This window comes from Micromonospora trifolii (assembly GCF_022229005.1).
GTDB lineage: Bacteria > Actinomycetota > Actinomycetes > Mycobacteriales > Micromonosporaceae > Micromonospora > Micromonospora trifolii.
Genome location: NZ_JAKKFD010000008.1, coordinates 25,084 through 37,191, shown reverse-complemented (window position 1 = coordinate 37,191; position 12,108 = coordinate 25,084). Strand labels below are relative to the sequence as shown.

Sequence of the window (12,108 nt, the reverse complement as noted above, 5' to 3'; positions counted from 1 at the left end):
GCGGGTTGGGCCTCCGGCCGGCCGACGCTGTTCTGATGAGCGTGATGCCTGTGAGTCATTGCGATGACTCACAGGCATCAGCGACGTCGGGCATACCGGTCGGTCAGGCTCGGCGGCTCGGCCTGCTCAGCGACCTTCATCCGGTCCACCTCGGAGCGAATTGGATCGCCGCGCCGGGCACGCCCGCTCTAGGCTGCGCGGATGCTGCTACGCATGTCGACCCTGTTGCTGCGGACCCTGCGCGAGGATCCGGCCGACGCGGAGGTGCCGAGCCACCGGCTGCTGCTGCGCGCCGGCTACATCCGTCGGGCCGCACCGGGCGGCTACACCTGGCTGCCGCTGGGCAAGCTGGTGCTGGATCGGATCACCGAGGTGGTGCGGGCCGAGCTGATGGCGATCGGCGACCAGGAGGTGCACTTTCCGGCGCTGCTGCCCGCCGAGCCGTACCGCACCAGCGGGCGGTGGACGGAGTACGGCGACGACATCTTCACCCTCGCCGACCGGCGCGGCGCCGAGCACCTGTTGGCGCCCACCCACGAGGAGATGGCAGCGCTACTGGTCAAGGACCTGTTCACCTCGTACCGGGACTTCCCGGTGACGCTGTTCCAGGTGCAGACGAAGTTCCGCGACGAGGCTCGGCCGCGTGCCGGGTTGCTGCGCGGCCGGGAGTTCCTGATGAAGGACGCGTACTCCTTCGACCTGGACGAGGAGGGGCTGCGGGAGGCGTACGGGCGGCATCGGGCCGCGTACCGGCGGATCTTCGACCGGTTGGGGCTGGACTACGCGGTGGTGCACGCGATGTCCGGCGCGATGGGCGGCTCCGCGTCGGAGGAGTTCCTGGCGGCGACGCCGGTCGGCGAGGACACCTTCGTCGGCTGCACCTCCTGCGACTACGCGGCGAACACGGAGGCGGTGGCCACCCGGGCGCCGAGCGCCGGTGACCCGAGCACGCAGCCGGCAGTCGAGGTGCACGACACTCCGGAGACCCCGACGATCGCGAGCCTGGTGGAGCTGGCCAACGCCCGTCGGTTGGGCGGTCGGGACGGCTGGACCGCCGCCGACACCCTGAAGAACGTCGTGCTGTCCGTCCGTCAGCCGGGCGCCGACCGGGCCGAGCCCCTGGTCGTCGGGCTGCCCGGTGACCGGGAGGTCGACCTGAAGCGGGTCGGCGCCGCACTGCACCCCGCACAGGTGACAGTCTTCGAGGATTGGGCCGACCATCCGGAGTTGGTTCGCGGCTACATCGCACCGCAACTGCTCGACAAGCTGGGCATCCGTTACCTGGTCGATCCTCGGGTGGTGGCCGGGTCGACCTGGCTGACCGGGGCGAACGAGCCGGGCCGACACGCCACCGACGTGGTGTGCGGACGGGACTTCACACCCGACGGCACCATCGAGGCTGCCGACGTCCGCGCCGGCGACCCCTGCCCGGAGTGCGAGGCGGGCGAGCTGACCATCCGGCGGGGCATCGAGATCGGGCACATCTTCCAGCTCGGCCGCCGCTTCACCGACGCCTTCGCGGTCGACGTGCTCGGGCCGGCCGGCAAGCCGGTCCGGCCGACAATGGGCTGCTACGGCATCGGGGTTTCCCGGGCGGTGGCGGCAGTCGCCGAGCAGCACCACGACGACCGGGGCCTGGTCTGGCCGGCGGCCATCGCGCCGTGTGACGTACACCTGGTGGTTGCGGGCAAGGGCCCGCAGCTCGACGCGGCGCTGGAGCTCGGTGGGCGTCTCGCCGCCGCCGGCCTGCGGGTGCTGGTCGACGACCGCACGCACGTCTCGGCCGGGGTCAAGTTCACCGACGCCGAGCTCATCGGCATCCCCCGGGCCGTCGTGGTCGGCCGCCGACTCGCCGACGGGTACGTCGAGCTGCGCGAGCGGGCCGGCGACGGGCGCACGGAGCTGCCGCTGGATGGTGTGGTGGAGCGACTCGTCCACGAGGTGCGCCAGGTTCGTGCAAGCCTGGTGTAGCTGCCGCGTCACTGGGTAGTGCTGTCGGATCGGGTGGAAACGTCTTCGGAGGCTCTCATGACCGGTTACCGGGTCAGTGACGTGATGACCAAGCAGGTCGTGTACCTGCCGGCCGAGACCACCCTGGACGAGGCGGCCAGAGTGATGAAGGAGGCCGACATCGGTGACGTGGTGGTCACCGACGGCGCCAGCCTCGCCGGCATGCTCACCGACCGGGACATCGTGGTGCGGGCCGTGGCGGAGAACAGCTCCCCGGCGGCCACCACCATCGGTTCGATAGTCACCCGCGAGGTCGTCATGATCGAGCAGCACTGCACGGCGGGTGAGGCGGCGGCGCTCATGCGGGATCGGGGCATCCGACGGGTGCTGGTCTGTGACAGCGACCGCAAGCTGGTGGGGATCGTCTCGCTCGGCGACCTGGCCATGCAGCTCGACCCCACGAGCGCGCTCAGCGAGATCAGCGAGCAGTCGCCCACCGTGTGACCGAGGCCCCCACACGACGGCGGTAGCCTCGACGCATGGCTGACATGCCGGCCCGACTGGCCGAGATCGTCGACGAGTTCGCCGCCGCGCCGCGAGACCTGGTGCTGGAGCTGCTCCTGGAGTACTCGGACGTGCTCCCGGCGCTGCCGGAGGGCACTGCGGAGCGCGAGGGCATGGAGCAGGTGCCCGAGTGTCAGACGGCGTTCTTCCTGCGCGCCCGGGTGACCCCGGAAGGCACAGTGGAGACGCTCTTCGACTGCCCGCCGGAGGCGCCCACCACCCGGGCGTTCGCCGGGATCCTCGCCGAGGGGCTGGCGGGGGCGAGCGCCGAGCAGGTGCTGGCTGTGCCGGACGACCTCTACCAGCGAATGGGGCTGGCGCAGGCGATCAGCCCGCTGCGGATCCGCGGCGGCACGGCGATCCTGGGCCGTCTCAAGCGGCAGATCCGGGAACAACTCGCCTGACCGCGAGGTTGCCACCGATCATGGAGATCGAGATCTACGCGGACGTCATCTGCCCGTGGTGCTACATCGGCAAGCGCCGCCTGGATGAGGCCCTGGCCAGCTACGAGGGCGAGGTGACGGTCCGCTACCGACCGTTCCAGCTCGACCCCTCGCCGGTCCCGCAGCCCCTGCCACTGGTGCAGGCGCTGGCCGGCAAGTTCGGCGGCCCGGAGCGCGCCCGGCAGATGGTCGACCACGTGACCCAGGTCGCGGCGGCCGACGGGCTGCAGCTCGACTACGACCGCGCGGTGATCGCCAACACCTTCGACGCGCACCGGCTGGTCTCCTGGGCGACCGACCAGGGCAGGGCGGCCGAGATGGTGGAGGCGCTGTACCAGGCGCACTTCAACAACGGGGTCGACGTCGGGTCGCGGGAGGCGCTGGCCACCCTGGCCGGCGAGATCGGCCTGGACGCGGCCGACGCGCGCCGGTTCCTCGACTCCAACGAGCGCGTCGCCGACGTCGCTGCCGGCCTGGCCGCCGCCCGCGACCTGGGCATCACCAGCGTGCCGACCTTCGTGCTGGCCGGAAAGTACGCGGTCTCCGGCGCGCAGGAGGTGCAGACGTTGCTCGCCGCGCTCGCCGAGGTCGAGCAGCGCGAGTCGGCCGCCCACTCACACTGAGTCACTGACGGCCGGGCGTCCGGCATCGATGATCACGATGTTTCACGTGCAACAACATCGATGCCGATGCCTGGTCAGGCGGGCCTGGCCAGCCCTTCCACCACCTGGGCACCGGGCAGCGCGCCCAACGCCGGCCCCGGCAGCGCGATCTTGCTATGCCGTACGCCGGACCCGACGATCACGTGCGGTGTGGCGACGACCCGCGCGTCCACAAGGATCGGCCACTGCGCCGGCAGCCCGATCGGGGTGATGCCGCCGTACTCCATGCCGGTCAACTCGACAGCGTCGGTCATCGGGGCGAAGCTCGCCTTGCGGACGTCCAACGCCCGGCGGGCCACACCGTTCACGTCGGCGCGCGTGGTGGCCAGGACGATGCAGGCCGCGTAGCGGACCACGCCCTCGCGCTTGCCCGCCACCACGACACAGTTGGCCGACACGTCCATCCCCACCTCGTACGCCGCGCAGAACGCCGCGGTGTCGGCGAGGTCGGCGTCGATCGGTGCGACCAGCACGTCGTTGACGTCCACCGGCGCGTCGGCCGGCCACTGCGCGATGGCCTCCGCAACCGGCGGGGCGAGCAGATCCAGGCGGGCGCGGGCCGGTTCGGTCTTCAGCGTTCCCATCACGGGTGCGATCCTCGCATCCGCGACGCTGAACCGCCCGGCGGCTCCCCGACCGCCCGGCGACGCCACCGGCCCGGGCCGGATCGATCCGGCGCTCAACTGCCGGCGAGGAAAGCGTTGTCGCGCATGAAGGAGCGGTCGCGGGCAGCCGCCAACTCCTCCTCGCGCTGGGCCTTGGCCCGTTGCAACTCCAGATCCTCGAAGGCGTGCCGGACACCCAGCCGGATCACGCCGTAGAGGAAGACGAAGCCGAAGACGTAGAGGATCACAGTGGTGACGACAGCGAACATGGCGTCACCGTAAGACGAACGTGAACCGTTGTTGCTCTCATTTCCGGCCGGTTCCCCCGTACGTGTCGGCCAGGTGGTCGGCCCAGGTGCGCACGCCCCGGGGCAGCGCCTCGGTGACCAGACCACCGGCGCGCAGCTCGCGACCGAGTCGGCCGGGAATCCGTACCGGCAGCAACGGCTGGCGGGAGCCTCGGGCCGCTCGCCACGCCCGGGCGGCCTCGTCGAAGCGGAGCACCTGCGGCCCGCCCAGCTCCTCGATGCCGCCCAGCGGTGCCGGCGGGCGGCCGGCGGCTGGCAGCTCGGACGCTGATCCCGTCGTCGCGCAACCGGCCCAGCACGGCGCGGCCCAGATTGCCGGACGCCCCGGTGACCAGAACCCTCATCTCATCCTCCCGCTCGCTTGACCTGACCCTGACGAAACGGCGCGGCATCCTGTGACGGGGTGGGCGGCGGGTCACCCCGACCGGATCAGGTCCAACGCGGTGAGCAGCGCGAAGAATGCGATCACGATCTCGTTGACGATCCAGGCGTGCCCCTCGGCCCACTCCCGCATCCGGGTCAGCACCCGCGAGGCCCTGCTTCCCAGCAGCAGCAACGCCAGCAGAGGCAGCGCGAGCAGGAACACTGTGAGCAGCACGAACGGCACCAGGTGCCACCACGGCAGATCGTGTCGGGCCACACTCGCCCCGACGGTGGCCATGGTCAGGTCGTCGGTGGGCGTCGCCACGAAGAGCAACGCACCCAGCCGTAGCGCCCGCGCCGGACCGGCGTGCTCGATGCTGCCCAGCCAGCGCGGCGGTCCGGAGCGGTCCCGGCGTACCCAGATCAGTACGGCCAGACACACCAGCAGGGCCAGCACCACCAGGTCGATGACGGGACCGCGATCGACCTTCCCGGCGACGGCGCTGGCGTCGGCGGCCACTCCGCCCACCAGGCGGGTGAACAACCAGGCCACCGTCACCCCGGCGGCGACCACCAGCCCTGCCCCGGCGAGGAAGCCCAGCGACGCCGCCCGGGGCCGGTCCGATGAGGCCAGGAAGACCGCCACCACCAACTGCGTCCCGGCGACCATGACCACGGCCAGCGGCAGGATGGTCAGAAGGTTCATCGCCCGCCATCCTTCCGGCACGAGCAGGTGGGACGCGGCCGAATCAGCGGATCACCCGGCTTGTCGCACACCCCCGCCCACCACGACCCGGCCGGCCAGCAGCGCCCCGAGCAGCGCCAACCCCCCGGTCACCACAAGCGTCGTCGTGTAACTGGCCGGGCCCGGGGCACTTCCCGCAGCCAACACGGCCCCGGTCAGCGCGAGCACTGTCGCCGCGAAGAGGGAGTCGCTCAGTTGCAGCGACGAGCTGTTGCGGCCCTGCTCACCCGGCGCGGACAGCTCCAGGGTGAGCACCGACAACGACGGATAGAGCAGCCCCATGCCCAGACCGGCGACCGCCCAACCGAGCACGGCGACGGCCACCGGCAGCTCGGGTCGGACGGCCAACGCCACAGTGGCGGTGCCGACGGTGATGCAGATCAACCCGGCGCGCGGCAGGCTGGCCCGCGACGCCGGCACCGGGATCCGGCCCTGCAACCACGAGCCCGCCGACCACGCCAGCGCGCCGACAGTGAGCACCAGCCCGGCCGCGGTCGGCGAGAGGCCCCGTTCCCGGGAGAGCATCAACGGGATGACCACCTCGGCGCCGACGAAGGCCGCCGACGCCAGACCACGCAGCCCCACCACAGTGGGCAACCCTCGCGCGGCCCGGAGGAAACCCGCCGGCAGCAGGCGCGGAGCACAGACCAACAGGCCGACCACGGCGAACGCGACAAGCACCACCGCGGTGGTACCGCGCTGCTGTCCCCCGATGTGCAGCAGTGCAGCACTCACCGCAGCCCCACACGCCCAACCGATCCGTGCCGCAGCACCCGTCGGCGGGCTCGTTGCCGCACTCCGACCCAGCGACCGCAGGCCGGGATGGATCAGCAGCACCGCCGGCACGGCCACCGCCGGCACCGCCAGGAAGACCCACCGCCAGCCCAGGTACTCCACGATCAGGCCGGCAACCGCCGGCCCGACCAGTGACGGTACGACCCACGCCGCCGCGAATGCCGCGAAGATCCGCCGGTGCAGCTCCTGCGGGTACGCCTGCGCGACGATCACGTAGAGCGCCACCGAGAGCAGTCCGGAGCCGAAGCCCTGGACGACCCGCCCGACGACCAGTGCGCTCATCACGGGGGCGGTCCCGGCGATCAGCAACCCGACCACGAACCAGGCGACGCCGTGCCACATCGGCCCCCGAGGACCCCTGGCGTCGCACCAGATGCCGGAGACCACCATGGCCAGCACACCGGTGGCGAACGGGCCACCGAACGCGATCCCGTAGAGCCCCAGCCCGTCCAGGCTGCGCGCGACGGTCGGCATCGCCGTACCGACCGCCAACGCCTCGAACGCGAGCAGTGAGATCAAGGCGACGCTGCCCACAGTCATCGCGCGCAGCCGGGGTGCGAACAGCCCCGGTGCGTCGGGTGCGGCGGTGACGGCTGTGCTCGGCATCGACCGAGCATGCGACTTCAACCAGGATTCATGTCAACCGTACGGTGACCCAGCTCTCGTCAGGCGTCCAGCAGCGCCTCACCGACACCGCGCACCAGTCCGGAGAAGTGCTGGTCTGCCAGCAGGTGACCAGCGGTGATCACCACGGCGATCGGCCACTCGATGACCTGTAGCGCGGCGAGCACTCCGAGCCCGGCGTAGTAGACGACCTTGTCCGGTGGCGGCACCGCCACCTCACCCAGCATCGGCAGTTGCACCCGCCGGCTGTACATCGTGACGTTCTCCCGTGAACCGTTCAGATGTCGCGTCAGCGTGCTCATGCCGGCCTCCCCATGTCCGGTGATGGTCGTCGGGTTCCACGGCCCACCCCGTCCATGCGCCAGCGGCGGCGGAAAATTCCGCCACCCGGGGGGCATAACGGATGGCAGGTCGGGAAGCCAGGCCGCCGGACGTGAGTGCGGTGGGAGGACGACATGGCGAAGGTCAGGACGAGCGGCAACAGGGAGCCGGGCCGGCGCCCGTCCAGCCGTACGCCTCGATGACGGCGGCGGGTCGCGCTGCCGGCCGTATCCTGCCGTCGTTCGGCGTGCCGCACCTGGTCGGCGAGGCGTCCCGGTCGGTGAGCGCGACCGCGACCCGGCTGGCCCGGACGGCCGGGCTGACGCGGCGTCGGGTCTGGTCCCGGCCGGGCCGGCACCACATCGAGGTGCACGGTGTGTGCCAGGACGGCGGCAACCGGCTGGCCCGGCAGGTGGAGGGCGCGCTGGAGCGGATGCCCGGGGTGGCCTGGGCCCGGGTCAACGCACCCTCCGGTCGGGTGGTGGTCGCCGTCCAAGACCCCGAGCCGACGTTGCGCGACCTGATCGCCACGATCGACCGCATCGAGCGGACCTGCGACCACGAGCCCGACCCGGAGATCCCACCGCCGCACCCACCGGAGGAAGGGCCGCGCACCCCGCGCACCCTCGGCGCGCTCGCCTCGGACGCGCTGGGCCTGACCATCTCGGCGGCCACCCGGATCCTGCCGTTCGCGCCGCTGCCCGGTGAGGTGGCCGGCCTGCTCTCCGCAGTGGATCTTCAGCCGAAGCTGCACCAGTTCATCGGCAAGCGGCTGCGCTCCGACCCGCGCGCCGACATCCTGTTTCCGCTGGCCGAGGCCGTGGTGCAGGGCTTGACCGGCCGCTGGACGGGGATCGTCCTGGACGGCGCGCAGCGGATCGTGCAGTGGAGTGAGGATCGGGCCCAACTCTCCGCCTGGGAGAAGGCCGAGCCGCGGCTGACCGGCGACGCGGAACGGGCCACCGCCCGCTGGCCGGTGGTCGAACGTCCGCGGCCGAAGCCGGACGGCCCGGTCGAGCGGTACATCAACCGGATGCTCGCCGCGGGTACGGCCGCGGGCGCGGCGGCGATGCCGTTCGCCGGGCCGAAGCGGGCCACCGCGCTGGGCCTGTCCGCGCTACCGAAGGCACCGGGCAGCGGTCGCGAGGGGTACGCGGCCCAGCTCGGCCGGATGCTGGCCCGGCGTGGTGTGATCGCGATGGATCGGAGTGTGCTGCGCGAACTGGACCGGATCGACACGCTCGTGCTCGACGCCGCGGTGCTGGGCTCGGACCGGGGCGTACTGGCCGATCTGGCACCGGCGCCCGATGCGGACGTCGACCAGGTGGCCGAGCGGGCCTTCGCGTTGTTCGACCCGGACGACCCGGCCGCTTCCCGTTCGGCTGACGGCTGGCGGCTCGGGCCGCTGGACCGGATGCCCGCGAACGACCCGGACGCCATTCCGGACGCGGCCCGGCTGCGCTCCGCCGGCGGCCACCTCCTGGGCCTCGCCCACGGCGACCGGCTCGCCGCCCTGTTGCGGGTCGAGCCGGAACCCGCGCCCGGCGTTGACGGCCTGCCAGCCGCCGCCCGACATGCCGGCCTGCGGCTGCTCGTTGCCGGCGGCGACGAGCAGCGGTACGGCTTCGCCGACGCGATACTCCCCGGCGGGGACCAGTTGGCCGAGTCGGTACGCGCGTTGCAGCGCGACGGCGCGGTGGTGATGCTGGTTTCCGCGGACCGGAAGGCACTCGGCGCGTCCGACTGTGGTCTCGGGTTCGCCGCGCCGGAGGAGCTGCCGCCGTGGGGCGCGCACCTGCTGGTCGGCGCCGACCTGCGGGTGGTGGCGCTGGTGATCGAGGCGACCGGGGTGGCCCGGCGCACGGCCCAGCAGAACATCCGGCTTGCCATGGCCGGTACCGGCCTCGGGGCGCTCGGCGCGTTCACCGCCCCACCGGCCCAGCTGCCGCACCGGGCGCTCGTCGCCGTCAACGGTGCGGCCGGACTGGCCTTCGCCAACGGGGTCTGGCAGGCCCGCCGTTTGCACGACCAGTCGGACACCCCGGCACCGGTGGCAACCGCCTGGCATCTGATGCCGGTCGGCACCGTGCTCGACCACCTGCGCTCCACCCCGGACGGCCTGGCCAGCGCCGAGGCGCAGCGCCGACGCCACGGCTCCGATGGCAACGCCGCCGCGCCCGGAAGTGGTGGGCTGCTGCGTGCCTTCGTGGACGAGTTGTCCAACCCGCTCACGCCGGTGCTGGCCGCCGGGGCTGTGCTCTCCGCGTCGTTCGGCTCGCTGGTCGACGCGGCGCTGGTGGGCAGCGTGGTCGGTGGGTCCGCCCTGATCGGGGCGGTGCACGAGCGCAACACGGAGAGGTCACTTGCGGATCTGCTGTCGCGGTCGGCCGTGACCGCCCGGGTCCGGCGGGACGGTGCCGAGCAGGTTCTCGCCGCCGAAGACCTGGTCCTCGGGGACGTCATCTCCCTCGAACCGGGCGACTCGGTGCCCGCCGACTGCCGGGTGCTCGAGTCGGTGGGGCTGGAGGCCGACGAGTCGTCGCTGACCGGTGAGTCGCTGCCGGTCGGCAAGTCCAACCGGCCAGTGGTCGCCGCCGCCATCGCCGATCGACACTCGATGCTCTACGAGGGCACCACAGTGGCCGCCGGGCACGGCACGGCCGTGGTGGTGGCGACCGGGTCGGACACCGAATCCGGTCGCAGCCTCGCGCTGGTCAAGCAGGACCCACCGGCCAGTGGAGTGGAAGCTCGGCTCGGCGCGTTGACCAGCGCCGCCATTCCGTTGGCCGCCGGTTCCGCGGTGGCGGTGGCCGGCGCGGGCCTGCTTCGAGGCGTACCCCTGGCCGAAACGGCGGCGACCGCCGCGAACCTCGCCGTGGCGTCGGTGCCGGAGGGGCTGCCGTTCCTGGTCAGCGCGGCGCAACTGGCCGCGGCCCGGCGGCTGGCCGAGCACGGTGCGTTGGTCCGCAACCCGCGCACGATCGAGGCGCTGGGCCGGGTGGACGTGCTCTGCTTCGACAAGACCGGCACCCTCACCGAGGGCAAGCTGCTGCTCGCCGGGGTCGGCGACGGCGTCGGCGACCGGTACGCCCCGTTGGACCGGTTGGACGACCGGCTCCGGATGACGCTGGCCGCGGCGCTGCGGGCCACCCCCGCCGCGAAGAACCCGGAGGAGTTGGCGTTGCAGACCGACCGGGCGGTCCGGCGGGGTGCCGACGAGGCCGGGGTGGTGGAGCAGACCGGTGCCGCCGGGTGGCGGGCCGCCGGAGGGCTGCCGTTCGAGCCGTCCCGCGGCTACCACGCGAGCATCGGACAGACCGACGGTCACCTGCTGTTGAGCGTCAAGGGTGCTCCGGAGACGGTGCTGCCGCGCTGTTCGTCCCGGCGCACCGACGGTCGTCAGGAGCCGCTGGACGACGCCGGTCGCGCGGAGTTGGAGCGGATGCTCGCCGACCGGGCCGGGGCGGGAAACCGGATCCTGGCCGTCGCGGAGTGCCCGGTCGACCACCCGAAGGTGACCGACTCCGACGTTCGAGGGCTGACCTTCGTGGGTTTCCTGGCCCTCGCGGACGGTGTCCGGGAGAGCGCCGCCCCGGCGGTACGCCGGATCCGGCAGGCCGGCGTGCACACCATCATGATCACTGGTGATCATCCGGCCACCGCCGAGGCGATCGCCGCCACCATCAGCGAACACGACGAACAGCGGGTGGTCACCGCCGCGGAACTCGACCAACTGGACGACGACGCGCTCGCCGAGCGGTTGGCCAACACCGACGTGGTGGCCCGCTGCACCCCGGCGCACAAGGTGCGGATCATCCAGGCGTTGCAGAAGTGCGGGCGGACAGTGGCGATGACCGGCGACGGCGCCAACGACGCACCGGCGATCCGGCTGGCCGACGTCGGCATCGCCCTCGGCCAACGGGGCACCCCGGCCGCCCGCGCCGCAGCCGACCTGGTGGTCACCGACGACCGGCTGGAGACCATCATCGCCACCCTCATCGAGGGACGGGCGATGTGGTCGTCGGTGCGGCACGCGCTGAGCATCCTGGTCGGCGGCAACCTCGGCGAGATCGCGTTCAGTGTGCTCACCGCCGCAGCGACCGGCCGCTCCGCGCTCACCGGACGACAACTGCTGCTGGTCAACCTGCTCACCGACCTGGCGCCGGCGCTGGCCATCGCGGTCCGGCCACCCGCGTCGGACCGCACCGACGCGCTCCTCCGCGAGGGCCCGGACACAGCGCTCGGCGAGAGCCTCACCAGGGAGATCGGGCTACGGGCAGCGGCCACCACGCTGGGCGCGACCGCTGGGTGGACGTTGGCCCGCTACACCGGACGCCGTCAGCGGGCCGGCACTGTCGCCCTGGTCTCCCTGGTCGGCACCCAACTCGGGCAGACCATCCTGGCCGGCGGCACCAGCCCGGCCGTGCTGGCCTCCACGGCTGCGTCGCTGGGCGTTCTGGTCGTGGTGGTGCAGACGCCGGGGGTGAGCCAGTTCTTCGGCTGTACCCCGCTCGGGCCGGTGGGCTGGACCATCGGGGCCGGGTCGGCGCTCGGCGCGACCTTCGCCAACGGCGCGCTCACCAAGTTGGTGGAACGCCTCCCGGAGGCCCGCCCCAACCGGACCGGATCCGAGGCCGAGCCGGTGGCGGACGGCGGTTCCGCCGACTGACCAGATCGGCTAGGAAGCGCATTCCTCGGTGCCGGTGGGTCTACCGACCCACCGGCACC

The 12,108-nt window shown here is 72.5% G+C and carries 11 protein-coding genes; 5 read left to right on the top strand and 6 right to left on the bottom strand.

Features of this window, described 5'->3' with window-relative positions:
- Positions 1 to 201: 201 nt before the first annotated feature.
- The 4 genes from NIE79_RS05545 to NIE79_RS05530 are packed head-to-tail and all read left to right on the top strand — an operon-like array spanning position 202 to position 3,580.
- A complete protein-coding gene (locus NIE79_RS05545) occupies positions 202 to 1,971 on the top strand; it encodes a proline--tRNA ligase (protein WP_238677512.1) in 1,770 nt (589 codons plus the stop codon).
- A 57-nt stretch (positions 1,972 to 2,028) separates the two neighbouring features.
- Positions 2,029 to 2,454, top strand: coding sequence for a CBS domain-containing protein (locus NIE79_RS05540; RefSeq protein WP_030487636.1), 426 nt, complete (start codon positions 2,029 to 2,031; stop codon positions 2,452 to 2,454).
- Positions 2,455 to 2,489: 35 nt separating this feature from the next.
- The gene (locus tag NIE79_RS05535) at positions 2,490 to 2,918 is read left to right on the top strand and encodes a SufE family protein (protein ID WP_238677511.1); all 429 of its coding nucleotides are present in this window, start codon (positions 2,490 to 2,492) and stop codon (positions 2,916 to 2,918) included.
- Positions 2,919 to 2,938: 20 nt separating this feature from the next.
- A complete protein-coding gene (locus NIE79_RS05530; protein WP_238677510.1) occupies positions 2,939 to 3,580 on the top strand; it encodes a DsbA family oxidoreductase in 642 nt (213 codons plus the stop codon).
- Positions 3,581 to 3,654: 74 nt separating this feature from the next.
- On the opposite strand, the gene NIE79_RS05525 is transcribed toward NIE79_RS05530, so the two are convergent.
- The 6 genes from NIE79_RS05525 to NIE79_RS05500 form a co-directional block, all read right to left on the bottom strand.
- The gene (locus tag NIE79_RS05525; protein WP_238677509.1) at positions 3,655 to 4,203 is read right to left on the bottom strand and encodes a YbaK/EbsC family protein; all 549 of its coding nucleotides are present in this window, start codon (positions 4,201 to 4,203) and stop codon (positions 3,655 to 3,657) included.
- Between the two features lie 95 nt (positions 4,204 to 4,298).
- Positions 4,299 to 4,493 (bottom strand): hypothetical protein, encoded by a 195-nt coding sequence (locus NIE79_RS05520; protein WP_030331904.1) that lies wholly within the window; start codon positions 4,491 to 4,493, stop codon positions 4,299 to 4,301.
- A 37-nt stretch (positions 4,494 to 4,530) separates the two neighbouring features.
- A complete protein-coding gene (locus tag NIE79_RS05515) occupies positions 4,531 to 4,728 on the bottom strand; it encodes a hypothetical protein (protein ID WP_238677508.1) in 198 nt (65 codons plus the stop codon).
- A 219-nt stretch (positions 4,729 to 4,947) separates the two neighbouring features.
- Positions 4,948 to 5,601: a GAP family protein gene (locus tag NIE79_RS05510; protein WP_238677507.1), complete on the bottom strand. Its 654-nt coding sequence runs from the start codon at positions 5,599 to 5,601 to the stop codon at positions 4,948 to 4,950.
- A 51-nt stretch (positions 5,602 to 5,652) separates the two neighbouring features.
- On the bottom strand, positions 5,653 to 7,041 hold the full coding sequence (locus NIE79_RS05505; RefSeq protein ID WP_238677506.1) for an MFS transporter: 1,389 nt from the start codon (positions 7,039 to 7,041) through the stop codon (positions 5,653 to 5,655).
- Positions 7,042 to 7,100: 59 nt separating this feature from the next.
- Complete coding sequence (locus NIE79_RS05500; protein WP_238677505.1) at positions 7,101 to 7,361, bottom strand: hypothetical protein; 261 nt, start codon at positions 7,359 to 7,361, stop codon at positions 7,101 to 7,103.
- Positions 7,362 to 7,579: 218 nt separating this feature from the next.
- Here NIE79_RS05500 and NIE79_RS05495 point away from each other — a divergent pair, with 218 nt between their 5' ends.
- Positions 7,580 to 12,049: a cation-translocating P-type ATPase gene (locus tag NIE79_RS05495; RefSeq protein ID WP_238677624.1), complete on the top strand. Its 4,470-nt coding sequence runs from the start codon at positions 7,580 to 7,582 to the stop codon at positions 12,047 to 12,049.
- Positions 12,050 to 12,108 lie beyond the last annotated feature (59 nt).

Coding starts and splice junctions, on each gene's coding strand:
- NIE79_RS05545 (WP_238677512.1), top strand. CDS start 202: ATGCTGCTACGCATGTCGACCCTGTTGCTGCGGACCCTGCGCGAGGAT.
- NIE79_RS05540 (WP_030487636.1), top strand. CDS start 2,029: ATGACCGGTTACCGGGTCAGTGACGTGATGACCAAGCAGGTCGTGTAC.
- NIE79_RS05535 (WP_238677511.1), top strand. CDS start 2,490: ATGGCTGACATGCCGGCCCGACTGGCCGAGATCGTCGACGAGTTCGCC.
- NIE79_RS05530 (WP_238677510.1), top strand. CDS start 2,939: ATGGAGATCGAGATCTACGCGGACGTCATCTGCCCGTGGTGCTACATC.
- NIE79_RS05525 (WP_238677509.1), bottom strand. CDS start 4,203: ATGGGAACGCTGAAGACCGAACCGGCCCGCGCCCGCCTGGATCTGCTC.
- NIE79_RS05520 (WP_030331904.1), bottom strand. CDS start 4,493: ATGTTCGCTGTCGTCACCACTGTGATCCTCTACGTCTTCGGCTTCGTC.
- NIE79_RS05510 (WP_238677507.1), bottom strand. CDS start 5,601: ATGAACCTTCTGACCATCCTGCCGCTGGCCGTGGTCATGGTCGCCGGG.
- NIE79_RS05505 (WP_238677506.1), bottom strand. CDS start 7,041: ATGCCGAGCACAGCCGTCACCGCCGCACCCGACGCACCGGGGCTGTTC.
- NIE79_RS05500 (WP_238677505.1), bottom strand. CDS start 7,361: ATGAGCACGCTGACGCGACATCTGAACGGTTCACGGGAGAACGTCACG.
- NIE79_RS05495 (WP_238677624.1), top strand. CDS start 7,580: ATGACGGCGGCGGGTCGCGCTGCCGGCCGTATCCTGCCGTCGTTCGGC.